Annotated in this window: 20 protein-coding genes and 2 pseudogenes; 6 read left to right on the top strand and 16 right to left on the bottom strand. The window is 63.1% G+C overall.

The window, feature by feature from the left end:
• Positions 1-9 precede the first annotated feature (9 nt).
• Positions 10-1,863: a flavin-containing monooxygenase gene (locus IVA98_RS19175; RefSeq protein ID WP_247304539.1), complete on the bottom strand. Its 1,854-nt coding sequence runs from the start codon at positions 1,861-1,863 to the stop codon at positions 10-12.
• A 178-nt stretch (positions 1,864-2,041) separates the two neighbouring features.
• On the opposite strand from IVA98_RS19175, the gene IVA98_RS19180 reads away from it, so the two are divergent.
• Together IVA98_RS19180 and IVA98_RS37270 are read left to right on the top strand one after the other, a co-directional pair.
• Positions 2,042-3,667, top strand: a complete 1,626-nt coding sequence (locus IVA98_RS19180) for a long-chain fatty acid--CoA ligase (protein WP_247304542.1) — start codon at positions 2,042-2,044, stop codon at positions 3,665-3,667.
• A 251-nt stretch (positions 3,668-3,918) separates the two neighbouring features.
• Positions 3,919-4,094, top strand: a pseudogene (locus IVA98_RS37270) (acyl-CoA dehydrogenase); the annotation flags it as partial.
• 734 nt (positions 4,095-4,828) lie between these two features.
• On the opposite strand, the gene IVA98_RS19185 reads toward IVA98_RS37270, so the two are convergent.
• The 5 genes from IVA98_RS19185 to IVA98_RS19205 form a co-directional block, all read right to left on the bottom strand.
• Positions 4,829-5,737 (bottom strand): amino acid ABC transporter substrate-binding protein, encoded by a 909-nt coding sequence (locus IVA98_RS19185; protein WP_247304545.1) that lies wholly within the window; start codon positions 5,735-5,737, stop codon positions 4,829-4,831.
• A gap of 148 nt (positions 5,738-5,885) precedes the next feature.
• The gene (locus IVA98_RS19190; RefSeq protein ID WP_247355320.1) at positions 5,886-7,325 is read right to left on the bottom strand and encodes an amidohydrolase family protein; all 1,440 of its coding nucleotides are present in this window, start codon (positions 7,323-7,325) and stop codon (positions 5,886-5,888) included.
• Positions 7,326-7,342: 17 nt separating this feature from the next.
• Positions 7,343-8,368 carry an ABC transporter substrate-binding protein gene (locus tag IVA98_RS19195; protein ID WP_247355316.1) on the bottom strand — a complete coding sequence of 342 codons (1,026 nt, stop codon included), beginning with the start codon at positions 8,366-8,368 and terminating at the stop codon, positions 7,343-7,345.
• A 39-nt stretch (positions 8,369-8,407) separates the two neighbouring features.
• The gene (locus tag IVA98_RS19200; RefSeq protein ID WP_247276874.1) at positions 8,408-9,184 is read right to left on the bottom strand and encodes an ABC transporter permease; all 777 of its coding nucleotides are present in this window, start codon (positions 9,182-9,184) and stop codon (positions 8,408-8,410) included.
• Complete coding sequence (locus IVA98_RS19205; protein ID WP_247304551.1) at positions 9,184-10,041, bottom strand: ABC transporter ATP-binding protein; 858 nt, start codon at positions 10,039-10,041, stop codon at positions 9,184-9,186. Before IVA98_RS19205 ends, IVA98_RS19200 begins: the two co-directional genes overlap by 1 nt.
• Positions 10,042-10,241: 200 nt before the next feature.
• Here IVA98_RS19205 and IVA98_RS19210 point away from each other — a divergent pair, with 200 nt between their 5' ends.
• A complete protein-coding gene (locus IVA98_RS19210; protein WP_247332961.1) occupies positions 10,242-11,000 on the top strand; it encodes a GntR family transcriptional regulator in 759 nt (252 codons plus the stop codon).
• Here the strand turns inward: IVA98_RS19210 and IVA98_RS19215 are convergent.
• Positions 10,997-11,413, bottom strand: a complete 417-nt coding sequence (locus IVA98_RS19215; RefSeq protein ID WP_247304557.1) for a nuclear transport factor 2-like protein — start codon at positions 11,411-11,413, stop codon at positions 10,997-10,999. The genes IVA98_RS19210 and IVA98_RS19215 overlap by 4 nt on opposite strands.
• Positions 11,414-11,564: 151 nt before the next feature.
• Here IVA98_RS19215 and IVA98_RS19220 point away from each other — a divergent pair, with 151 nt between their 5' ends.
• Positions 11,565-12,806 (top strand): amidohydrolase family protein, encoded by a 1,242-nt coding sequence (locus tag IVA98_RS19220; protein WP_247355317.1) that lies wholly within the window; start codon positions 11,565-11,567, stop codon positions 12,804-12,806.
• A gap of 220 nt (positions 12,807-13,026) precedes the next feature.
• The gene (locus IVA98_RS19225) at positions 13,027-13,347 is read left to right on the top strand and encodes a hypothetical protein (RefSeq protein WP_247304563.1); all 321 of its coding nucleotides are present in this window, start codon (positions 13,027-13,029) and stop codon (positions 13,345-13,347) included.
• On the opposite strand, the gene IVA98_RS19230 is transcribed toward IVA98_RS19225, so the two are convergent.
• The 8 genes from IVA98_RS19230 to IVA98_RS19265 form a co-directional block, all read right to left on the bottom strand.
• Entirely contained in the window at positions 13,320-14,267 is a 948-nt protein-coding gene (locus IVA98_RS19230; RefSeq protein WP_524536389.1) for a DUF1932 domain-containing protein, read from the bottom strand. The two genes, IVA98_RS19225 and IVA98_RS19230, sit on opposite strands and share 28 nt — an antisense overlap.
• On the bottom strand, positions 14,267-15,136 hold the full coding sequence (locus tag IVA98_RS19235; RefSeq protein ID WP_247304565.1) for a substrate-binding domain-containing protein: 870 nt from the start codon (positions 15,134-15,136) through the stop codon (positions 14,267-14,269). Before IVA98_RS19235 ends, IVA98_RS19230 begins: the two co-directional genes overlap by 1 nt.
• A 21-nt stretch (positions 15,137-15,157) precedes the next feature.
• On the bottom strand, positions 15,158-15,841 hold the full coding sequence (locus IVA98_RS19240; protein ID WP_247304568.1) for a 4-carboxy-4-hydroxy-2-oxoadipate aldolase/oxaloacetate decarboxylase: 684 nt from the start codon (positions 15,839-15,841) through the stop codon (positions 15,158-15,160).
• On the bottom strand, positions 15,838-16,551 hold the full coding sequence (locus IVA98_RS19245; protein ID WP_247304571.1) for a PIG-L deacetylase family protein: 714 nt from the start codon (positions 16,549-16,551) through the stop codon (positions 15,838-15,840). Before IVA98_RS19245 ends, IVA98_RS19240 begins: the two co-directional genes overlap by 4 nt.
• A 67-nt stretch (positions 16,552-16,618) precedes the next feature.
• Positions 16,619-17,920, bottom strand: a complete 1,302-nt coding sequence (locus tag IVA98_RS19250) for a C4-dicarboxylate transporter DctA (RefSeq protein WP_247304574.1) — start codon at positions 17,918-17,920, stop codon at positions 16,619-16,621.
• Positions 17,917-18,795: an amidohydrolase family protein gene (locus IVA98_RS19255; protein WP_247304577.1), complete on the bottom strand. Its 879-nt coding sequence runs from the start codon at positions 18,793-18,795 to the stop codon at positions 17,917-17,919. The genes IVA98_RS19250 and IVA98_RS19255 overlap by 4 nt, the downstream gene beginning before the upstream one ends.
• Before the next feature lie 5 nt (positions 18,796-18,800).
• Complete coding sequence (locus IVA98_RS19260) at positions 18,801-19,133, bottom strand: amidohydrolase family protein (protein WP_247304578.1); 333 nt, start codon at positions 19,131-19,133, stop codon at positions 18,801-18,803.
• Positions 19,134-19,225: 92 nt separating this feature from the next.
• Positions 19,226-19,936, bottom strand: a complete 711-nt coding sequence (locus tag IVA98_RS19265; protein WP_247304580.1) for a TetR/AcrR family transcriptional regulator — start codon at positions 19,934-19,936, stop codon at positions 19,226-19,228.
• Positions 19,937-20,052: 116 nt separating this feature from the next.
• Here IVA98_RS19265 and IVA98_RS19270 point away from each other — a divergent pair, with 116 nt between their 5' ends.
• Positions 20,053-21,033, top strand: a complete 981-nt coding sequence (locus tag IVA98_RS19270) for a tripartite tricarboxylate transporter substrate binding protein (RefSeq protein ID WP_247304582.1) — start codon at positions 20,053-20,055, stop codon at positions 21,031-21,033.
• Between the two features lie 121 nt (positions 21,034-21,154).
• Here IVA98_RS19270 and IVA98_RS19275 read toward each other — a convergent pair.
• A pseudogene (locus tag IVA98_RS19275) lies at positions 21,155-22,295 on the bottom strand (mechanosensitive ion channel family protein).
• Between the last annotated feature and the right edge of the window lie 38 nt (positions 22,296-22,333).

Consider the following 22,333-nt stretch of genomic DNA (forward strand, 5'->3'; position numbering starts at 1 on the left):
GGCGCAATCTTACCCACTCGGAGGCGCCGACTCCATGGCGCGATCATAGGACAAGTCCAGCCCGGCCAGATTACCCTCCTTCCGCCATGTGTCGAGCAGCCGCAGGAATGCCATCGGCCCGCGCCAATATTGGCTGTTTCTTGCCGCGATCGGATCGAACACGCCTTCATTGTTGTAGTAGCCGGGCGTGCATTCGGCGAGATAGGTCTGCCGGCCGAGCGCAGCCTTGACGACTTCGTCGACCCAGGCCTTCTCGGCGGCGAGCGTCGGCTCCAGGGTTCGCGCTTTGCGCCTGCGCACTTCTGCGATCACATAGGCAATGTGCTGCGACTGCTCGTCGATGATGTGCGGAAAATTGGCGCTCTGACCGGCCTGCACCGTGACGATCAGGAAACAATTCGGGAAGCCGCGGCTATAGAAGCCGTGCAGCGTCTTGACGCCGTCGCGCCAGCGCTCGGACAGGCTGACGCCATCGCGGCCATAGACCTCAAAACCCATGCGGCGGGCGTAATCAGTGCCGACTTCGAAGCCGCTGGCATAGATCAGGCAATCGAGCTCATAGGCCTTACCGTCGACCACGACCGCATTCTCGGTGATGCACTCGACGCCCTGCCCTTTGGTGTCGACGAGATGCACGTTGGGACGATTGAAGGTGTCGAGATATTCGTCGTGGAAGCACGGCCGCTTGCAGAACGCCTTGTACCAGGGTTTGAGCGCCGCCGCGGCCGCCTCATCCTGCACGATCGTATCGACGCGGGCGCGGATCTCCTCCATCTTGCGGTAGTCGGCCTGCTCGATCACCCTGAGTGCCTCTTCCAGCGAGGTCACCGGCTGGGGCTGGCGGCGCGGCGCCAGCAGGATCTCGCCGAGCAGCCCGGTCCAACCATCCTGCACCAGATCCCGCTCGACCGGTTCGCCGGAGATGACCGCGGTGAAATTGTCCATGCGCTCGCGCTGCCAACCGGGCTTGAGGCTTTGCGCCCAGGCTTGATCCGTCGGACGGTCATCGCGAACGCCGATCGCGGACGGTGTGCGCTGGAAAACGTAAAGCGCCTTTGCCGAGCGCCCGAGATGCGGCACGCATTGCACGGCGGTTGCGCCGGTGCCGATGATCCCGACGCGCTTGTCGGCAAGGCCGGTGAGATCGCCCTCTGCAGTGCCGCCAGTATACGCGTAGTCCCAGCGGCTGGTGTGAAAGCTGTGGCCTTTGAACGTCTCGATGCCGGGAATGCCGGGCAGCTTCGGCCGGCTCAGCGGACCGCCGGCGAGAATGACGAAGCGCGCGCAGATGCGATCGCCACGATCAGTCTCGACCAACCAGCGCGCCTCCTGCTCCTGCCATTCCATCCGTGAGATGATCGTCTGAAACAGCGCACGCGCGTAGAGATCAAAATGACGACCGATACGGCGGGAGTGCTCGTAGATCTCCGGAGCGCGCGCGTATTTGCGCACCGGCATGTAGCCGGTCTCCTCCAGGAGCGGCAGGTAGATGTAGCTTTCGGTATCGCAAGCAGCTCCGGGGTAGCGATTCCAGTACCAGGTGCCGCCGAAATCGGCGGCCTTTTCCACGATCCGGAAATCGTCAACGCCGGCCTCGCGAAGGCGCGCACCGCACAAGAGGCCGCCGAAGCCGCCACCGACGACGAGAACTTCGGTCGCTTCGCTGACAGGTGCGCGTGCGAGGCAGGGATCGGCCCAGGGATCGTCGAGATAGCGAGCGAAATCGCCGGTCACCTCGACATATTGTGCCTTGCCTTCGCTGCGCAAACGACGGTCGCGCTCGTCGCGATAGCGCGCACGGAGGGCGGAGATATCGACGCTAGATTCCTCCGCTGCACCGGTCTTGTGTTTTTCCGCTGACATTCGTCTCCTCCACGGCAAACACCACTTCGCCGGCCGTTCGCTTGAAGTTAGCCCTGAAAAAGTGCGGCATGCAATCACGCGCGTTCTTTTCTGCGTGAACGTCGCGCGGCGTTCCGTTAACCTCGCGCGCAATCACACGCGTAGGCCATGCAACGACGTGGCTGTGGAGGAGGAGACCATGCAGGGGTTGATGATGGACATGCCGCTCCTGATCAGCGGCCTGATCCAGTATGCCGCCGACTACCACGGCGAGGCCGAGATCGTCGCGCGCGAGATCGAAGGCGACATCCATCGTTACACCTATGCTGATGCCCATCCGCGCATCAAGCGCATGGCACTGGGCTTGAAGCGGCTCGGCATGAAGAAGGGCGACCGCGTCGGCACGCTGGCCTGGAACACGCACCGCCATTTCGAGATGTTCTATGCCGCGCCGGGCATGGGCTATGTGCTGCACACCGTCAACCCACGGCTGTTTCCGGAACAGCTCGTCTACATCATCAATCACGCCGAAGACCGCCTGCTGTTCATCGACCGTGCCACGCTGCCGATCGTCGAGGCGATTGCGCCGCAACTCTCGACGATCGAGGCCTACGTCGTGATGTCCTCGCGCGAACGGATGCCGGAGACGAAGCTGCCGAACCTCAATTGCTATGAAGAGCTTCTGGACAAGGAAAACGAAGCCGGCTTCGCCTGGCCCGAGTTCGACGAAAAGTCCGCCTCCACCATCTGCTACACGTCGGGCACGACCGGCAATCCCAAAGGCGTGATCTATTCGCACCGCGCCGCGATCTTGCAGACCATGACCTGCTGCAGTTTCGACTTTCTGCCGGGCCATGTCGAAGGCGTGCGCGAGGTGATGATGCCGATGGCGCCGCTGTTTCACGGCAATGGCTGGAACATGCCGTTCACCGCGCCCTATACCGGCTCCAAGCTGGTGCTGCCCGGCCGCAACTACGAGCCCGACAAGCTCTATGAGTTGCTCGAAGGCGAGAAAGTGACGCTGTCGGCCGGCGTGCCGAGCTTCTGGCTAATCCTGCTCGACTGGCTCGGGCGCACCGGCAACAAATTCTCGGCGCTGCGCGCAACGTTGTCGTCGGGTTCGGCGCCGCCGCGCGCGATGGTCGAGAAGCTCAAGCACGACTACAATATCGACTACGTTCAGGCCTGGGGCATGACCGAGGCCCTGGGCTGCTCGATGCCGGGCCTGCGGCCGGGCTCGGAGCACCTCAGCGAGAAGGAGAAGTTCGACCGGCGCCAGGTGTCCGGCCGCGCCTGCTTCGGCACCGCCTTGCGCATCGTCGATGATGCCGGAAATGAATTGCCGCGCGACGGCAAGACCGTCGGCCATCTGCGCGCCCGCGGCCCCTGGGTCGCCTCCGGCTACATGAAGCTCGACGAAGGCCTCGACCGCGACGGCTGGCTGATCACCGGCGACATGGCGGTGATCGACAGTCAAGGCCATGTCACGTTGACCGATCGCTCCAAGGACGTGATCAAGTCCGGCGGCGAATGGATCTCCTCAATCCAGCTCGAGGACGTCGCCTTGTCTCATCCCGATGTGCTTCAGGCCGCCGTGGTCGCGATATCGCACGAGAAGTGGCAGGAGCGCCCCCTGCTCCTCGTCGTTCGCAAGAAGGGCGCGAACGTCGACGGCAAGGCCCTGCTCGACCACATGCGCCCGAAGATTGCGAGCTGGTGGCTGCCGGACGCAGTCGAATTTTTGGACGAATTCCCGATGACCGGCACCGGCAAGGTGCTCAAATCCGCGCTGCGCGAAAAGTTCAGGGAATACCGCGTCGCTTGAAGCGCGATCAGGCCTGGGTTCGTTCCGTGCGCGGCCTTCACCTTTTGGTCAATCCTCGGACGATATATCGGGGTGTCGCTCGGCGGGCTGCCGGGCGTCACGGAGGCGAAATACCTGATTGCAGGACGACATCGCCTCGGTCGCGTTCTGGTACCAGACGTTGCCGACCGCGTCTTTCCCGAAGCTTCCGGGGCCCGATTAGCTGGAAATCGGCTGATCCAGCCGATGTCCACCGATCAAGGAGACGAAAGATGCTCCACCCGATGTCGCCAAAAGTCGTCGAGCTCAAGCGCAAGCTCGAGAGCTTCATGGACCGGCACATCTACCGAATGAGGAGCGCTTCTATCGCGAGGCCGAAGAACTTGGACCGTGGAAGGTCTATCCCGTCGTCGAGGAGCTGAAGCCGCCGGCGCGCACCGAGGGTCTAAGCATGGGGATCGCAGTCTAATCGACGCTTGACGGTTCCTGGATGGATGCAGATGCGCGCTGCTTCGAAATTCCTTCGAGTATCGCTCCGAAGATTATGATCGGCAGATAGAACGCAAGCATGATCGTATTCCTCCTGCTGTGACAACCTTGACCTGCAGGTCAAGTTCCTCGAATTGACACTGGTCGCTTGCAGAGCTAGCGACCCGAACCGCCGCGAATTTCAGGAACGCATCGCATCAATCGCATGAGCGATCAGAACGACTGCGCTCGCGGCAATGAGAAACGCAAACAACCAACTCACGTCCGCCTCCAATCCCGGAAGTGAACGCGCTCATCCATGCACAGTCAAAAGCCATCGGCCTGGAACCGCTATTCAGCGGCTCGCTGATGCCTCGCAGCAACAAGTGCATCCGCTGTCGGCCCTATCGGCAGAATGCCAAAAGGAGCAACGTGCCGACGACGCAGGCTGCTAGGACTAAAAACCAAACGCCCATACAGCTTCTCCGACTCACATACGCCAATCAGGATTAGCCCTACGATTTGGCATTGAAACGCTTGTTGCTGGTTTTCCCCAAGCCAAGCGTGATCCATCTGCTCGCTGCGTTAGTCCAATACCTCCACCGTCGCGGAACGTCGCGAATATCAGCGCTCGCTGGCGAGCGGCGCGCTGATCCTCAGCCCGGCGCACTGTCTTCACCTCTCCTTACAGGAGAGGCGAAAGCCGCCCTCGCCTCAGTTCACCACGTAAACATCAGGATCGGCGCTCGAGCTCGGCTTGTTGAAGGCGTTGCGCAAGGCCGGTGACATCGGAACGTTGTAGTTGAGTCCGTTCGGTGGCGTTGGCGATTGCAGCCATTTCTTGTAGAGCACCTCGATCTCGGGGCTTGCATAAAGCTCCGCGGTGGCGCGATCGGCGAGTGCCTTGAACGGCGCATCCTCCCGCCGCAGCATGATGCCGTAAGGCTCCGGTTTCGAGAACGCCTCCTCGCTGATCATGTAGAGCTGCGGCTCCTTCGACCGCGCGATCGCAACCGCGAGCTGGACGTCATCGAGTGCGTAGGCCTGGGCGCGGTCAGTCTCCAGCAGCAGGAAGGCCTCGGCCTGGTCCTTCGCCGGCATCACGTTGATGCCGAGATTGCGCTCGGTATTGACCTTGGCGAGCTGCGTCAGGTTGACCGATCCGGCCACTGCGGTGACGGCCTTGCCCTTCAGATCGTCGATCGTGTTGATCTTCGCGGCCTTCTTCGCCGCGAACCGCGTTGCGCTGAGGAAATGCGTGTTGGTGAAGGCGACCTGTTTCTGGCGATCGGCATTGTTGGTGGTCGCCGAACAATGCAGATCGAGCGTGCCGTTGACCATCAGCGGAATCCGATTCGACGACGTCACCGCGAGAGTGTCGACGGCGATGTCGGGCATGCCGAGCTGCCGTTTCGCGGCGTCGACGATCCTGAGACAGATATCCATGGCAAAGCCGACCGGCTTCTGGTTGCCGTCGAGATAGCTGAACGGGACCGAGGCCTCCTGATAGCCCAGCGTGATCTTCTTCGTCTCCTTGATCTTCTGGAGCGTGCCCGACAGGTCTTCGGCTGAAGCTGCGGCTGCAACACATGTGACGGCCAGGAGAATAGTCGGTAGACGCATCGGGGGCTCCTCAAGGGATCATCAACTGCGCCGGCGCGCAATCATACAAGGTGATAGCCCAGAGCTGGAACGATCACCAGATCGGGTGCCGCCTACCAGCTATCGCGCTTTTCGATGTACCGCAGCGCCAGGGAGGCGTCATGCCCCTCTATCCGCAGGTGAGCTGCTGCTCGAACCAGCCGGACAGTCGCTCCGACAACGGCAGCCACGTCCGCTGGAAGTTCGCGAACTTTCCGAGATTGGCGCGGTACATGCCCCGCAGTTCCTCTTCGATCACCGGCAGATCGACGCCGGCGCAGGCGCCATCCCTCACGATTGTCCTGCCGGCGACGACGACCTCATTGACGAGCGACGCGTTGCCTCGTGCAAACAGCAGTACCATGGGATCGACGGGCATGATCTGGTCACGATCGAGCCGGTCGAGATCAATCACGACGTAGTCGGCGGGATTGCCGGTGGCCAACTCGCCACTTCCGGGCGCGCCGGTCGCACGGCGGCCGTTGCGAATGGCGAGAGCAAACATCTCGGCCGGTGTCCAAGTCTGCTTGAATCCGAGGCCGCCATGAACCATCTGCACCAGCCGCATCTCACGCAGGATATCATCATCCTCGTCCAGCGCCAGCCCGTCGATGCCGACCGCAATGGCGCAGCCGCATTTATGGGCGGCGGCAATCGGCGCAAGCCCCGAGCGCAGATGCATGTTCGAGCTGAAATTGGTGACGATGCGCGCGCCGGACGCCGCGATCATCTCCAGCTCATCCGGCCGGGCGTAGATGCAGTGCGCCAGAGTCAGCCGTTCCGAGAGAAAGCCAACGTCGCGCAGCCAGCACACCATATCCGGGAAGTGCTGATCAACCCAGGCGCGCTGGTACACGGTTTCCAGGAGATGCATATGGATGCGACGGCCGGTCCGCGCCGAATTTTCCGCCACCGCCTCCAGCAGCGGCTTCGAGCACCATTGCACGCCGGCGGGCCCGAGCTGGACGTCCACCATCGGGCCGGCGATGGCAGCGGCAATCGCTTCGGTCAGCTCGATATAGGCCCGCGGTGACATTGGTGCGCGGACGAAGAGATCTTCGACGGTCTTGCGACCTTCCTTGGAGAGACCCGAGAGCACCGGTTCGGTATCGCCATAGACGATCGGGTTCTGGTCGCGCACCGCCATTGCAAAAGCCATGCGGACGCCGACGTCTGATGCTGCTCTTGCAATCGCCTTGGCTTCGTCCAGCAGGGGCATCATCCCGCTCGGACGGGTGTAATGCACCATCACGGCCGCGCAACCCGCGTTGGCCGACCGAGCCAGTGCGGACGCCGCGGTCAAATATGGATCGACCGGCGTGCCGAGTGCAGTCCGCAGGATCCAGCTTTCCAGAGGCATGCCGACGGCGCCGAAGAATGACGCAGTGGCGCGGGCGTGGTCGTGGGCGTTGACGAAGGCGGGAATGACGAAGGAGCGCCGGCCCCTGGCGGTCCCCGCTCCTTCCGAGACATCCGTGATCGTCCCACCGTCGTGCCGGAGCACGACATTGTCGCCAACGCCGCGGTCAGGACCACGAAACAGGCTGGACGCCGAGATTTCCGCGGCTATCACCGTCTCTCCAAGGATCAGTTGGCCGTATACACCAACTCCCGCTCCGCGCGCGGCGGCAGGAATTCGCGTGAGAACACCTCTGCCGGCGTCGGCGCGCGGGCGAGTTGATAACCCTCGACCACGATGGCGATGGCGCGCGTCATGCGGTCATCCTTGATGTCGCCGATGCCGATTTCCTTCATCTCGGGCGACACGATCAGCTTCTCGAACGAATATTGCAGCCGGCGCTTCTCGACATCCGCATTGATGAGATTGTCGTAGTTGAGCGCCGCCTTCATGCCGCCGTTCTGGTCCTTGGCCACCGCGATCGCGCCTTTGTTGATGGCTCGCACGAGGCTCGCGACAGCCTTCGGATTCGAGGCGATCAGCTTGCGCGACACCATCACGCCGTTGGAATAGAGATCGAGGCCGTACTCACCGAAGGAGAACCACTTGAAATCCTTGTCCGGGTCCTGGCGGTTGAGCACGAGGTTGAAGTAGCTGGTGATATTGAAGACGAGCGCTGCGTCGATGTCGCCCTTGATCAGCATCGGCTCCTGGAGGTTCGGCGCCATATTGGAAATCTTGATCTTCTCGCCATCGAGCCCGTTCTTGCGGGTGAATACCGGTATCAGCCGCGTCGTCGGCGTGCCCTGCGCGCCTCCGAGCGTGCGGCCCTCGAAATCCTTGATGGTGTTGATGCCGCTTGATTTCTTGGCGGCGATCGCGAACGGCGGCTGGTTCCACATCATGTAGACCATGATCGGCGCCTCCTGCGGCTTGGTCGAGGCGTTCTGGATAATGGCGTTGACGTCGCCGAAGCCGGCGTCATAAGCGCCCGACATGACACGCGTGACGGTGGCACCGGAGCCCTCGCCCTGGTCGATGACGACGTTGAGGCCTTCCTCTTTGAAGTAACCGTTGTCCTTGGCGTAGAAGAACGCGGCATCGCTGCCTTGCGTCTTCCAGCCCAGCGTGAACTTGATCGTGGTGTCTTCGGCCGTGGCGACGCCAGCGGATAGGGCCAATCCCAGCAGCGCGACGATTACGTTTCTCAACATCGAGATCTCCTCAAGCTCCGTTGCGTGACGATTTGAAAATCAGGTGGCGATCACGTCGTTCTTGCGCGTGGCCCAGCCGGTGACCCGCCCTTCAATCAGCGAGAACACGGCGTAGAGCGCGACGCCGAGCCCGGCGAGCACGAACAGCCCGGCGAACACCAGCGGCACGTTGAAATTGGAGGACGCGGTCATCATGACGTTGCCAATGCCGCGGTTGGAGGCGACCGTCTCCGACAGAACCGCGCCGACGAAGGCGTAGGAGATCGCGACTTTCAACGATGCGAAGAAGAACGGCATGGTCCGGGGCAGACCGACGTTCCAGAGAATGTCGAACTTGCTGGCGCCGAGCGCCTTCAGGACGTCCTCGAGCTCGGGCTCGGTGGTTGCCAGGCCCGTGGCAATGTTGACAACGATCGGGAAGAAGCAGATCGACAGCGCGGTCAGCACCGCGGGCACCGTGCCGGAGCCGAACCACAGCACGAAGATTGGCACCACCGCGACCTTGGGGATCGAGGAGAAGCCGATCAGGAGCGGATAGCAGGTGTCATAGGCCGTCTTGGAGACGCCGATGACGGCGCCGAGGGCGACACCGAGCGCAACGCCGAGGACGAAGCCGAACATGGTGGTGGCCAGCGTCTGCACAATGTGCGGCCACAGCACCGGGAAACGCTGAAACAGGGTCACGAACACCTGCGAGGGCCGCGGCAGCACCAGGTCGGACATGCCGGTCATCAGGCAGAACAGCTCCCAGGCGACGAAGAACAGCACGATCAGTCCCGCCGACCACGCCTTCTGCCTGACATCGATCCCGAACATCAGCCTGCCCCCTGCTCAGCCGCACTGCGCGTATCCTCGATGAAAGCGCGCAGCTTCTGGTTCAACGCGACGAAATCCGGCTCGAAGGTCATGGCGACCTTGCGCGGCCGCGCGAATTCGACCCGGCTGTCGTCGAGGATGCGGCCGGGACGCGCGCTCATCACGCAGATGCGGCTCGCAAGAAAGCCGGCTTCACGCAAATCGTGCGTGACCAGCAGTACCGTCGGCTTGCGCGTCATCCAGAGATTCTGGAGGATCGTCCACAGCTCCTCGCGGGTGAACTGGTCGAGTGCGCCGAAGGGCTCATCCAGCAGCAGCATGCGCGGCTCGTGGATCAGTGCGCGGCAGAGATTGGCGCGCTGGAGCATGCCGCCGGAGAGCTGCCAGGGGTAACGATTGCCGAAGCCTTTGAGGCCAACCTGCTCCAGCAGCGCGTTGGCCTTGTCGCGGAATTCGGTCTTGCGCAGCTTGCGGAAATTGGAGCGGAACGGCTCGACGATCTTCAGCGGCAGCATGATGTTTCGCTCGATCGTCATCCACGGAAGCATGGTCGGATTCTGGAAAGCCATGCCGACCCGCATCGCCCGCGCTGCCACCTCGCGGCCGCCGACAATGACGACGCCGCTGGTCGGCTGCACCAGGCCGCTGACGAGACGTAAGATGGTCGATTTGCCGCATCCCGACGGGCCGACCAGCGCGACAAACTCGCCGTCGGCGATCCGGAGCGTCGTCTTCGACAGCGCGGACACGGCCCGGTCGCCGCGCCCGAAGGTCACGGCGGTCTCGGACAGCTGGATGGCGACCAGACCGAAGCCGTCAGGAAGAGGCTGCCGGTCAAATTTGGCGTTGGGTTGCATGCGCATCACACCCAAAGTGTATGCAAGCTAGATGCCAGTCGCCGACGTCCGCAGAATATTAAGCAACTTACCGAACAGCGTACCAAAATTGCGGTTCCGATTTAGGCAATCGCGACACCAAACTGCATGCAATTGAAACGCTGGATCGGCGCAGGGTGTGCTAAGGAGAGGGCTGCGACCCACTCCGAAGGATTCGCCGAATGGCGGCGCGCCCCACCAGCAAGACTTCTGAATCATCTGACAAGGTCGGCGTGATCTGCCGCGCACTGCGGCGCGCGATCATCGAGCAGGCGCTCGAACCCGGCGCAAAGCTGCCTGAGGATTCGCTTGGCGAGCGCTTTGGCGTCAGCCGCACCATTGCCCGCCACGCGCTGGGACAGCTTGCCGCCGAAGGCCTTGTCGAGCTGCGCCGCAACCGGATCGCGGTGGTGGCGACGCCGAGCTGGCAGGAGGCGCGAGATGCCTTTGACATCCGCATCCAGCTCGAGCGGCTCGTGGTCCGCCAGCTCGCGGGCAAGCTGACCAAAAGCCAGATCGCCGAGCTGAACGCGCATGTCGATGCCGAGGACCGGGCGCGCGGCGGCACGGATGCGGTCTCGATTCGGCTCGCCACCGAATTTCACATCCTGCTTGCGCACATGACGAACAGCCCGATCCTGGTGCGCTATGTCAGCGAGGTCGCCTATCGCTGCTGCCTGACGCTGTCGCTGTACAGCCGACCGCATTCGACGGAATGCGCGATCAACGAGCACCGCGCCATCATTGCTGCGCTCGCCAAAGGCGACGAAGCCAAGGTGATGGAATTGATGCACCATCACCTCGATTCCGTAGCCAATCGGGCATTAGTCGCCCCTGCCCCGCTGCGCGGCCGCGACCTCCTCGACATTCTCGCGCCCTATGCCGACGAGGTGGCGAGCGACCGCGTCGTCAAGCTGCCGAAAATCGCGCGCAGGAGTTAGGCCTCGATCCCGCGCTGGACCAGAATGCGCTCGGCGCTGTCGTTCCAGACGTCCATCTTGACGATCTGCCCGCTCTTGACGACGAAGCGATCGACATAGCGATTGCCCTCGAACGGCGTGCCGTCCATCCACTCGCCATAGAGCGTGCCAACGCTGTAGACGATCGTCTCGTCCGCACCGGGACAGACATCGAAGCGGTCCATCTTCTTTTTCACCCAGCGATACCGCTTGGCGTTGAAAGCTGTCGGCCCGCGCGGATGATCGAACTCACGTCCGCCGGTGAATGTGATCACCGTGCCCGGCTTCATATAGGTCGCGGCGGCGTCGGGGTCGGGTTTCATTGAGGCCGTCAAATAGGCCTCGACGATCTTGGCATCGGTCATCGGCAGTTCGGCTTTTGCAAAGGCGGACATGGCGGGTTCTCCGGGGTGTCGACATCTTACAGCTCGCGCCCTGAACTGCATGCATATTTTTTGAACAGTTTAGCGCCAAAATTGCACACAATTCGGTACTGCCCGCCTCGGCAGCTTCCGCTAGGCTCTGACAGCAAAATCCGACGAAGCCATGATCACCCAGTCCGCCTTCGACCTGATCTTTCGTAACGCGCTGTTGCGATCATCCGCCGCGCCCGTCGATATCGGCGTGAAAGGCGGGCGTATTGCCACGATCGAGCCAAAGCTCGCCTGCGACGCGCCCGAGGTCGATATCGGCGGCCGCCTTGCCCTGCCCGGATTCGTCGATACCCACATCCATCTCGACAAAGCATGCCTGCTCGGCCGCTGTGGGCACGATCACGGCAGTGTTTCGGACGCTATCCGCGCCGTGGCCGCGATGAAGCGCGATTTCACCGTCGAGGACGTCTATGCCCGCGGCGCCTGGGTACTCGAGCGCGCGATCGTGCACGGCACGACGCGCATGCGCACTCATGTCGAGATCGATCCGCGCATCGCCTTGCGCGGCTTCGAGGCGGTTAAGGCGCTGAAGCGCGACTATGCCTGGGCGATCGACCTGTCGCTCTGCGTCTTCCCGCAGGAAGGCCTGACCAACGACCCCGGAGCTGAGGAGTTGCTCATCCAGGCGCTGCGCGATGGCGGCGAGGTGATCGGCGGCTGTCCCTATATGGACACCGACCCGAACGCCCATCTCGAACGCATCTTCGATCTCGCCGAGACGTTCGACGCCGATGTCGATCTCCATCTCGATTTCGATCTCGATCCCTCTTGGTGGCATCTCGACGAGGTCTGCCGCCAGACCGAACGGCGCAAGTATGGGGGACGCGTCGCAATCGGCCACGCCACAAAGCTCTCGGCACTGCGGCCGCAACGGATGAAGGCGGCCACCGCGCAGCTGGCGGCATCAGGCGTTGCGGTGACCGTGCTGCCCGCGACCGATCTCTATTTGATGGGACGGCAGGCCACCCACAATGCGCCGCGCGGGCTGACGCTCGCCCACAAGCTGGCCGACAATGGAGTGGTGTGCTCGGTTGCCACCAACAACGTCCTCAATCCGTTCACGCCGTTCGGTGACGCTTCGCTGCTGCGGATGGCAAACTTCTATGCCAACGTCGCCCACGCCGCCGTGAGCGATTTCGACACCTGCCTCGATCTCGTGACTGAGCTGCCGGCGCGGCTGATGAACCTTGGCGATTACGGCATCAAGGTCGGCAACCCCGCCGACCTCGTCGTGCTCGATACGCAAGACAGCCGCTTCGTCATCGCGGAGTTGCCTGACTTGGTGATGGGCTTCAAGGCTGGCCGACAGACATTTGAGCGGCAGCGGCCGAATCTGCTTCGCCCCCAGAGCTGATGTCGCGACACCGCAGAGTCGCTCCGTCCACGGCAAGGCCGGTCCGCAGCGGTACGATTGTCGGGAAACGGCCCTGATTACTGGCTGCTTCCGTTCAATGTTACCGCTGACTCAATTCGGTAGAATCCCGGACCGTAACTCCACGCATTGCGAGGCCCGCCGCGCCGGTCATAACTAGGACTCGGACCGATCATTTGCGTGCGATCGGGAAAGTATCGATATGTTCAGCGCATTCAGCAGCATCGACCATCATTCCAAGCAGACCGGAACGCCCACCGACGCGGCGGTGAAGCGGCTCGACGGCATCGGCCACGTTCTTTCGGATCTCGATATTTCGGGGATCCGGACGCAGGATGATGTCAACCGGACGCTCTGGACGCTCGACGCCGCCGACAAATGCGTTCGCGCGGTGCTGGCCGAATTCCGCACGCAACCGGCCACGGAGCAACTCGCCCTCAAGTCCAGGAATCTGATTGACCTGATCGAACGCGCCCGCGACCAGGTCGTGAGCTTTCAGCTCCGTGGAACGATCTTGAGCTGATTATTTGCGCGATTGATCTTCGCGAGGATCCGATCCGCCTCGGTGCGCCAGTCAGCGCTACGGGCGAACTCCCTGGTGCCCTTGGTGCCGAACAGCCCTTCATCGGCGAGATCGGCCACCCAGGCCTGCCGCTCGGCGGTGCCCTGCGCGGACCAGGGCGTCAGTCCCGCCTCGCGCACGGTTTCGGCGACCTCCCGTACCTCCTCGGCGCGGCGGCGGCCGTGCTCGATCACACGCTGGAAGAAATAGGCGCCCTGCTTCTCCCAGTCGATCGCGGGGAAAGTTTCCGTAAGCGATGCCAGCACGGCATCTTCCACGCCATAGGCTCGCGCCGTGGTGAAGCTTTCGATGACCATGGCTTCCAGGCCCTTGATCATGATGCTGCGGCACATCTTCACCGCGGAGGACACGCCGAGCTTGTCGCTGGCAACCTTCGCCAAGAATCCGATCGCATTCAGGAGCGGCTCGAGTTCTCTCGCGCCCGCGCCGCCGAGCAGCAGCGGCACCTTGATGCGATACGGCGGCACCGAAGTCATCACTGCGCCTTCGACATAGCGACCGGCAGCGCCATCGATCAGTGCAGCAGCGCGCTGCTTGGCGCCCGGTGAAGCCGAATTGAAGTCCAGGAACCAGGTGCCTTGGTTGATCGCGCCTGCGCAGGCTTTTGCCACCGGAACAGCCTGGCTGGCCGTGACCGCGGAGATGATGAAATCGGACTTCGCGGTCAGCTCGGCATGAGAGCCTGCGAGCACCACGCCGAATTTCGCGGCATGCTCCTCCAGTGAAGCGCTCTGCTCGCCTCCGAGCTTGATGTCGTAGGCAGATACCTTGATGTCCTGCTGGCGCAAATCCTCGGCCAAGATCCTGCCGACCTCGCCATAGCCAACCAGCCCGACCTGCCATCGCCTCGGATCCGCCATCAGTTCAGCCCTCGTGTCGTTTCGTCAAAGAGCTCCTCGACCGCGTAGCGGCGCGGAATCAGCGCCTGCTGGAACGCGTAATCGACGATCAGTTCCAATGGTTTCCTGTTCGCTTCGATGCCAAATGGAATGAGATCCGGCAAGGCCGCAGGTCCCACCTGCTCCTTGTTCCGCTTGAGCAGATCATAAACGCCTACGACGATATCGGGACGCGATTTGGCGAGTTGCTCGGTCATGACCACGAGATGATTGACCGGCACGACGCCGCGCCGGGCATACCATTTGGCGGCTTCCGCGGCCGGATCGGGGAATAGCGGCTTCAGCTTGGGATCGACCGAGCTCTCGCCAAGCACCGCGTCTAGCTCGCCGTCGACCAGCATCTGGAGAATCTTCTTGTCTTTCGGGGCGCGCTCGGTGATGTCGACATATTCGGCGACATGCGGATCCTCGAACGTCACCCACCGGATCTTGTCGAGCTTGACGCCGTAGTCGTTGGCGAGAATGCCCCTGATCCAAGCGCCGGTCGTCGTTGTGAAGGACCGAATGCCCACGCACTTGCCTTCGAGGTCGGACGGGCCGAGCGTTCCTCGCGCGGGATTGTACAGCGCGTAGGCATGCTGGAAGCGGCCGAGAATGGTGGCCGGCAGCAGCACCAGCGGCTTGCCGTGCGCCTTCGCCATCAGATAGGTCACGATGGCCATCTCGCAGACATCGAAGGCCTGCCCGCGCACCATCGGCTTGAACGCGGTGTTGGTCGGGCTGTACTCGATGAACTCGAGATCGAACAGGTCGGAGCGGAGCGCGCCGCTCTTCACCGCCTGGACATGGGGATGACTGCCGAGCACGGCCTTCAGCTTGAGACGATCCATCCGCCCGCTCCTGCCGTTGCCTCAAACGTCCTCGGGATTGTCGACATAGACGAGCCCGGCTTTGGCCAGAGCCTCGCGCATGCTGTACATGTCGAGACCGAGTTCGCCCGAGGCGAGACGCTTGCGCTTGCCGCCTTCCTCGGCATTGCGCTTTCTCGCCTTCTCGGCGACTTCGGGCGCGTACCGCTTCGGCACCACGACGACGCCGTCGTCGTCAGCCACGATGATGTCACCGGGATCGACATTGACGCCGGCGCAGACCACGGGGACATTGACCGAGCCGAGCGTCGCCTTCACCGTGCCCTTGGCCGAGACTGCGCGCGACCACACCGGAAACTTCATCTCATGCAGCGCTCTGACATCGCGGCAGCCGGCATCGATGATCAATCCCTGCACGCCGCGCGCCCTAAGCGAGGTCGCCAGCAATTCGCCGAACATGCCGTCAGTATTGTCGGTGGTGCAGCCGACGACGAGGATGTCGCCCTTCCTGCACTGCTCCACCGCGACATGGATCATCCAATTGTCGCCGGGCTGCGCCAGCACGGTGACCGCGGGACCCGCAATCGCCGCGCCCGCCCAGACCGGCCGCAAATATGGCTTCATCAGGCCGGTGCGACCATAGGCTTCATGTACGGTCGAAACGCCGTATTCCGCCATGCCGGCGGGATCGGCACGCTTGATGTTGCGAACGACGACCGGTTTCATGCGAGTTCCTCCGCGACGGTCGGAAACAGACGCTGATAGGCCTCGCCATAGGTCATGGGCACGCCGGTGTTGCGGCTGCCCTGGATGCCTCGGTTGAGCGCGACGCGCTCGTAATAGCCCCACAGATGCTTTTGCGCGGCCAGGATCTGGAACGCCTCGTACTTCTCCTTCCAGACCTCGTCGATCTTGAGGAGCAGGTCCGGCTTGTAGTTGCACTGCTCCGGCTGGTGTGGCTCGAACAGGAACACCGGCGGCGCCGAGTATTTGTACTGCGCGCCGGGCTTATGGCCCATCGCCTGCGCGACCACGCGGGTCTCCTGCGCGAAATGCGCAGCGTTGGGATGGTCGAAATTATAGGGGTCCTCCAGCGCGTGCGTCAGCACGAAGTTCGGATTGAGCTCGCGGTAGATGTCGACCATGCGATCAAAATGCGCTTCGGTGAGCTTCAGCGGATAATCGCCGCAGTCGAAGAACTCGATCTCGGCACCTAACAGCTTTGCCGCCCGCTCCGCCTCGTCCTTGCGGCCGGCCTTGACCGATTCCAGCGTCGCCCCCCTCTCCTTCCAGGCGAACTGGCTCTCGCCGCGCTCGCCAAAGGACATGCAAACGATCTTCATGCGATAGCCCTTCTTCGCATGCAGCGCGATGGCGCCGCCGGCGCGCCAGACGAAATCGCCGGGATGGGCGGTGATCACGAGACCAGTTTTCATCGGACAAACTCCCCTTTTTCGTTTGTACGCATCATAGGCCGTCTGCCCCAGGCAGGAAGCCGGTTCATCAAGCCGCGGCGGCCGCTTGCTCCTCGCCGTCGAGCACATGCCGGAGGCGCTCGCCATCGAGCGCGCCTTCCCATTTGGCAATTGCGATCGTCGCAACCGCGTTCCCGATCAGATTGGTCGGCGTCAGCCCCTGCGACATCAGGCGATGGATGCCGAGCACCAGCGCGACGCTGGTCACCGGAATGGTGCCGGTGGCCGACAGCGTCGCCGCCAGCACGACGAAGGCCGCGCCCGCAATCCCCGCCGCGCCCTTGGAGGTCACGAGAAGGATCAGCAGCAGCTCGATCTGCTCGGCAAGGCCGAACGGCGTGTTGGTCGCCTGTGCCAGGAAAACCGAGGCAGCGGCAAGATAGAGGCAGGTGCCGTCGAGATTGAAGGAATAGCCGGTCGGGATCACAAGTCCGACGACGCTCTTCTCGCAACCGGCCTTTTCCAGCTTGGTCAGCATCCGCGGCAACACCGTTTCCGATGATGTCGTGGCGATGCAGATAAGCAGCTCTTCCCAGATATAGCGGATCAGCTTGACCAGCGAGAAGCCGCAGAGCCGCGCCACGGGGCCGAGCGCCACGATGATGAAGACCACGCAGGTGAGGTAGAAGCCCCCCAGCAGCTTGCCGAGCGAGGCGAGCGAGCCCACGCCGAACTTGCCGACCGTAAAGGCGATAGCGCCGAACGCGCCGATCGGCGCCGCCCGCATTACCAAGCCGACGACGGCGAACACCATCTTGGCGGCGATGTCGATCAGATGCACCAGCGGCGCGGCACGCTCGCCGAGCTGCACCAGGGCAAAGCCGCACAGTACGGAGATGAACAGCACCTGGAGAATGTTGCCCTCGGCAAAGGCGCCGACGAACGTCGCGGGCACGATGTTCATCAGGAACGGCACGAATCCGATCGCGCCGGTCTGCCTGACATAGGGCTCGATGGCGCTGGCATTGATGCTGGCGGGATCGATGTTCATGCCGACGCCGGGCTTGAGCAAATTCACCGCGACGAGACCGATGATTAGCGCGATCGTGGTCATGACCTCGAAATAGACGATCGCCTTCACCGCAACGCGCCCGACGCGCGCCATGTCGGCCATGTGCGCGATACCGTGCACGACGGTGCAAAAGATGATCGGCGCGATCAGCATCCGGATCGCCTTGATGAAGGCATCCCCGAGCGGCTGCATCTTGGCGCTCGCCTCGGGACTGGCGATCCCAAGCGCGATGCCGGCCGCCATGGCGATGAGCACCTGGATCCAGAGCTCCTTCCACCAGGCGCGGCCGCGCGGCTTTTCGATCGCGAGCGCCGTCATTGGTCGAACCCAAACAGGCGCGCGGGATTATCGACCAGAATCTTCTGCTGGAACTCCACCTCCGGCGCGAACAGCGGGATCAGGTCGACAAGGTCACCGTCGTTCGGCATCACCTTGACGTTCGGATGAGGCCAGTCGGTGCCCCAAATGACGCGATCGGGCGCGGTCTCGACGATCTTGCGCGCGAACGGCACCGCGTCCGTGAACGGCGGACCGGCCGAGGACACCCGCTCCGAGCCGCAGATCTTGACCCAGCATTTTTCGTCGCGCTGCATCAGTTCGACCAAAATCCTGAACGGAAGCTGGTCGAGCCCATCGGAGGTCTTCACCCGTCCCATGTGGTCGATGGTGTAGCTCAGCGGCAGCCTTGCCAGCATGTCGGCATATTCGGGCAAGTCGATCGCGTCAAAATGCAGATCGATATGCCAGCCGAGCGGCGCGACCATAGCGATGACGCGGTCGAACACGCTCTTATCGGGGACGCCGCCGAGATGGCGGACGAAATTGAAACGGCAGCCGCGGAAGCCGCCCTCGTGCAGCACGCGAAGCCCGCGCTCGGTGATGGTGTCGTCGATGTTTGCGACCGCGCGATAGGCACCGTTGCTCTGCGCGAGAGCGTCCAGCGCTACCGTGTTGTCGGTGCCGTGCACGCTGGCATTGACGATGACGGCGCGCTCGACGCCGAGCTTGACATGCAGCGCGCGGAATTCCTCCAGCGGCGCATCGGGCGGCGTGTAGGAGCGGTCTGGCGCGTACGGATATTTCGCGCCGGGACCGAAGATATGGCAATGCGCGTCGCAAGCCAGCCTTGGCAGCTTGAATTTCGGCCTACGCGTGTTTGGGTCTGGCGGCGGAATGGTCGGCGTGTACATCATGATCTTCAGCTGGCATCGGTCACGAGGCGATTGTCGGTGCCGTGAACGGTGGCATTGACGATGACGCTGCGTTCGACCCCGATCTTCTCGTGCACGCTGCGGAATGCCTCCAGCGGCGCATCGGCCGTGTTGTAGCGTCGCTTTTCCGCGAAGGGGTAACGCGACGCGGGCCCGAAGATGTGGATGTGGCTATCGCAAGATTTCGCTGGCAGCTTGAACGACGGCGTCTTGGGATTTGCATCCGGCGGCGCGATCGTGGGGATCGCCTTCGGCTCGGCGCCTTGCGCGCGTGCTTCATTCGCAAGCGCCGCTCCGGCCAGGCCAGTCAAGAGATGCAAGCACTCCCGCCTATTCATGTCCTCAACACCCCGTCACATGGTCCACTTGCGAGCTGAAGCGCAAGGCCGCGCCTCCCCTCGTGCGGCTTCTTTCAAGTCTTGCTGCTGACGACCGGCCGCCGCCGCACCGGCGCGGCTTGATCCAGCGCGGGCGCCTGGAACGCGGCAACGGTGGCCTGCACCAATTGCTCGATGGCATTGGCGGCATCGCCGCCGTCGGCCTCACCGCGCGACAGGCGCGACACGCGCTCCGGCGTCACCAGTGAATAATAGAGTGCACCCAGCAGGAAATGGCTGCGCCAGACGATGTCGGTGCGCGGAATGTGTGGCAGACTCTCGTGAATCGCGTCGATGAAGGCGTGGCTGGTGTCGTCAAACGTCTGCGCGATGATTTTTCGTGCGACCTCGTTGCCTTCCGCCGACATCACGGCGCGCAGCCGCGTGAAGCGCGCGCCGCCGCCGGCGAGATCGCTGCCCGAGGTGAAGGCCGGCACCACATAAGCGCGCACGATCGCCTCCAGCCGATCCTGGAGATCGCGCACGCGCTTGGCGGCCGCGAGCAGTTCGGATCGGCGCAAATTCATCGGCCCGCAATGGCGCCGATAGATCTCCAGCAGCAGGCCGTCCTTGGTCTTGAAATGATAGGTCACGCTGCCGGGATTGGCCCCGGCAGCCTGCGCGATGTCGCGCACCGACACAGCATTGAAGCCGTTGGTGGCGAACAGCTCCTCGGCCGCGGCAAGGATCGCCTCGCGCATGTTCGGCTTGCGGGCCGTTTCCCTGCTGGTGGACTTGCGTACCATGCGATTTGTACTATCGTACAAAAGATCAAGTCTCGTCAACAAAAACAACGGGCGGCATCCGCGGCGGCCTGGAGGCCGCCGGCAGGCGGCCGAATGCCCTCAAGGAGTGCTGGGAGATGCAGGGTTTGAACAAGAAGATCGGCGGTTTGATGCTGTGTGCCGGTCTGCTGCTGGCGGGCGGCGCCGCGCAGTCCGCCGACAATTATCCGAGCAAGCCGGTCCACATTCTGGTCCCCTACGCCGCCGGCGGTGCGGTGGACGTGCTCGCGCGCACGCTGGGCCAGGCGCTGGCCAAGACCTGGGGCCAGCAGCCCGTGATCGACAACCGCCCGGGCGCAGGCGGCATCGTTGCCTCGCAGGCGCTGACGCAGGCCGCGCCGGACGGATACACGTTGATCCTGGTCGCGAGCGGTCATCCTCTCAATCAGTTCATCTATCCGAGCGTGCCCTACGACACGTTCAAGGATTTTACCGCGATCACCGAGCTCGCTTCCTCGCCGCTCGCGATCGTCGTCGCCAAGGACAGCCCCTACAGGACGCTTGGCGATCTCCTCACCGCGGCGAAGAAGGAGCCGGACAAGCTCTCCTACGGCATGTCCGGCAACGGCACCTCGGCGCATCTGGCCGGCGAGCTGCTCAAATACATGTCGGCTAGCAAGATCGTGGCGATCCCTTACAAGGGCGGCGCACCGGCGCTGACGGCGGTGATCGCCGGCGAGATTCCGCTCAGCATCAATCCGCTCGCGGAAGCGATCGGCCAGCTCGAAGGCGGCCCGGTGCGCGCACTCGCGGTGACCTCGGCCGAGCGCTCCAAGGCGCTGCCGGATGTTCCGACCGTCACGGAAGCCGGCGTGCCCGGCTACGACGTCTCGGTCTGGTGGGGCGTGCTCGGTCCGGCGAAGATGCCGCCGGAGATCGTCGCCAAGCTTGAAACCGACCTGAAGGCGGCGCTGCAGGATCCGAGCGTCCTGTCGACGCTCGACAAGATCGGCGCCACCCCGGTCGGCTCCTCCGCCAAGGACTTTGACACCTATATGCATGCCGAGGCGGCGAAGTGGGAGCCGCTGCTGAAGGCCGCCAACATCCGCGCCCAGTGAGGCTGTTCGCACGAGAATCGCACTAGGCGCCTCGCGCACCGCCCTGCTCAGCACGCCCGCGCGCGCCGACGGCGAAGACGCGCGAGTACCAGCCTCCGGCCAGCAAGAACGGACGCGCCGGTCAGTTATGGGCCCTCGCCCGCATTTTCTCCGGCGGCGCGGCGCGCCGCGGCAAATCGGCATCATCGTCACCCGAGGGGATCAGGATCGCACGCTCGCGCGGCAGTGCCTCCGGCATCTCGTCGCGGATGAAGGCCACCAGCTTCTCTCTGATCTCGCAGCGCAGGTCCCAAGATTGCGGCGCATTGCGCGCGCTGACCAGCGCGCGAAGCTCGATTGTGCGCGAATCTGCGTCGATCACCTGGAGATTGACCACGGCGCCGTCCCAGAGCTTGGACTCCTTCACCGCCTCCTCCAGCCAACGCCTGATGCGCCACATCGGCACGGTAATCGACATGGAGCCCGACCACACCGATCAGCGAGGCGGTGTCGCGCGTCCAGTTCTGAAACGGCTTTTCGATGAAATAGGACAGCGGCACCACCATACGGCGCCAATCCCACAGCCGGATCACGACATAGGTCGAGGCGATGTCCTCGACCCATCCCCACTCGTTCTCGATGATCACGGCATCCTCGATGCGGATCGGCTGGGTAATGGCGATCTGCAAGCCCGCGATCAGATTGCTCAGCAGCGGCCGCGCGGCAAGACCGACGATGATACCGGCGGCACCGGCGGAGGCGAACAGGCTGACGCCATATTGCCTCACCGAATCGAACGTCATTAACGCGGTGGAGACCGTGATGACGACAATGATGGTGTCGGTGACGCGCTTGAACACGCGGACTTGCGTGACGTGCTTGCGCGCGATGAAATTCTCGGTGACGTCGCGAAAATTCTGCAAGTATCGCGCCGCACTCATGTCGACGATCCGGATCGAGATCCAGCCGATCAACGCGATGACGGCCACGACGAACAGGCGCATCAGCGGCGTGCGGATCGTATCGTCGAGCGGCGCAAGGGGCAGGACCAGTGCGACGGCAGCCAGACACAGCGCCAGCTGGGCCGGGCCGGACGTGCGCTCGATGAACACACTCAGGAGCGGAAGCCGGGTTCCGAAAGCGCGATTGAGCAGCCAAACAGCGAACCGATAGAACGACAGAGCAAGCATCATCGCGCCGGCGACCAAGCCGAGGCCGATGAACCATGAGGGTATCCAGCCGAACATCCTGTCGATGTCGGCCATAAGGGTCTGCCAATTCATTGCTGTCCCTGACCTTACGTACGCGTCAGCGCTCAACG

Source organism: Bradyrhizobium sp. 160, assembly GCF_023073735.1.
Classification (GTDB): Bacteria; Pseudomonadota; Alphaproteobacteria; order Rhizobiales; family Xanthobacteraceae; genus Bradyrhizobium.

Coding starts and splice junctions, on each gene's coding strand:
- IVA98_RS19175 (WP_247304539.1), bottom strand. CDS start 1,863: ATGTCAGCGGAAAAACACAAGACCGGTGCAGCGGAGGAATCTAGCGTC.
- IVA98_RS19180 (WP_247304542.1), top strand. CDS start 2,042: ATGCAGGGGTTGATGATGGACATGCCGCTCCTGATCAGCGGCCTGATC.
- IVA98_RS19185 (WP_247304545.1), bottom strand. CDS start 5,737: ATGCGTCTACCGACTATTCTCCTGGCCGTCACATGTGTTGCAGCCGCA.
- IVA98_RS19195 (WP_247355316.1), bottom strand. CDS start 8,368: ATGTTGAGAAACGTAATCGTCGCGCTGCTGGGATTGGCCCTATCCGCT.
- IVA98_RS19200 (WP_247276874.1), bottom strand. CDS start 9,184: ATGTTCGGGATCGATGTCAGGCAGAAGGCGTGGTCGGCGGGACTGATC.
- IVA98_RS19205 (WP_247304551.1), bottom strand. CDS start 10,041: ATGCAACCCAACGCCAAATTTGACCGGCAGCCTCTTCCTGACGGCTTC.
- IVA98_RS19210 (WP_247332961.1), top strand. CDS start 10,242: ATGGCGGCGCGCCCCACCAGCAAGACTTCTGAATCATCTGACAAGGTC.
- IVA98_RS19215 (WP_247304557.1), bottom strand. CDS start 11,413: ATGTCCGCCTTTGCAAAAGCCGAACTGCCGATGACCGATGCCAAGATC.
- IVA98_RS19220 (WP_247355317.1), top strand. CDS start 11,565: ATGATCACCCAGTCCGCCTTCGACCTGATCTTTCGTAACGCGCTGTTG.
- IVA98_RS19225 (WP_247304563.1), top strand. CDS start 13,027: ATGTTCAGCGCATTCAGCAGCATCGACCATCATTCCAAGCAGACCGGA.
- IVA98_RS19230 (WP_524536389.1), bottom strand. CDS start 14,267: ATGGCGGATCCGAGGCGATGGCAGGTCGGGCTGGTTGGCTATGGCGAG.
- IVA98_RS19235 (WP_247304565.1), bottom strand. CDS start 15,136: ATGGATCGTCTCAAGCTGAAGGCCGTGCTCGGCAGTCATCCCCATGTC.
- IVA98_RS19240 (WP_247304568.1), bottom strand. CDS start 15,841: ATGAAACCGGTCGTCGTTCGCAACATCAAGCGTGCCGATCCCGCCGGC.
- IVA98_RS19245 (WP_247304571.1), bottom strand. CDS start 16,551: ATGAAAACTGGTCTCGTGATCACCGCCCATCCCGGCGATTTCGTCTGG.
- IVA98_RS19250 (WP_247304574.1), bottom strand. CDS start 17,920: ATGACGGCGCTCGCGATCGAAAAGCCGCGCGGCCGCGCCTGGTGGAAG.
- IVA98_RS19255 (WP_247304577.1), bottom strand. CDS start 18,795: ATGATGTACACGCCGACCATTCCGCCGCCAGACCCAAACACGCGTAGG.
- IVA98_RS19265 (WP_247304580.1), bottom strand. CDS start 19,936: ATGGTACGCAAGTCCACCAGCAGGGAAACGGCCCGCAAGCCGAACATG.
- IVA98_RS19270 (WP_247304582.1), top strand. CDS start 20,053: ATGCAGGGTTTGAACAAGAAGATCGGCGGTTTGATGCTGTGTGCCGGT.